General features: G+C 66.5%; 1 protein-coding gene. It reads left to right on the forward strand.

The features are described 5' to 3' along the window. Positions 1 to 36 precede the first annotated feature (36 nt). Positions 37 to 914 (forward strand): acyltransferase domain-containing protein (locus tag VT52_RS34810; protein ID WP_240510035.1); only part of this gene is annotated, 878 nt, incomplete at its 3' end.

Here is a 914-nt window from a genome sequence, read left to right on the forward strand (position 1 = left end):
TTCGTCTTCCCCGGCCAGGGCTCCCAATACCCCGGCATGGCACGCGAACTCCTCGACACCTCCCAGGTGTTCCGCGACCACATCACCGCCTGCGAGACCGCCCTCGCACCCCACACCGACTGGTCACTCACCCACGTCCTCACCCAACACCCCGACGCCCCCACCCTCGACCGCGTCGACGTCGTCCAACCCACCCTCTTCGCCGTCCTCACCGGACTCGCCGAAATCTGGAAAGCCCACGGCATCCACCCCGACACCGTCCTCGGCCACTCCCAAGGCGAAATCGCCGCCGCCTACACCGCAGGCGCCCTCACCCTCACCGACGCCACCACCATCGTCGCCCTCCGCGCCCAAGCCCTCGCCACCCTCACCGGCACCGGCACCATGGCCTCCCTCACCCTCACCCCCCACGACACCACCCAACTCCTCACCCACCACCCCCACCTCCACATCGCCGCCGTCAACGGCCCCACCACCACCATCATCACCGGCCCCACCCCCCACATCGACCAACTCCTCCACCACTGCACCACCCACCACATCCACGCCCGCAAAATCCCCGTCGACTACGCCTCCCACAGCCCCCACATCGACCCCCTCCACCACACCATCCAACAAGCCCTCACCCACATCACCCCCCAACCCACCACCACCACCTACTGCTCCGGCATGACCGGCACCATCATCGACACCACCACCCTCACCGGCGACTACTGGTTCACCAGCATGCGCCAACCCGTCCAATTCCACAAAGCCACCCAAACCCTCCTCAACACCGGCCACACCCTCTACATCGAAACCAGCCCCCACCCCGTCCTCACCACCGCACTCACCCAAACCACCGAACACCACACCAACAACCAAACCAACCCCAACAACCCGCCCGGACACACCCCCATCACCATCACCGGCAC

This window comes from Streptomyces malaysiense (genome assembly GCF_000980885.2).
GTDB classification, from domain to species: Bacteria; Actinomycetota; Actinomycetes; order Streptomycetales; family Streptomycetaceae; genus Streptomyces; species Streptomyces malaysiense.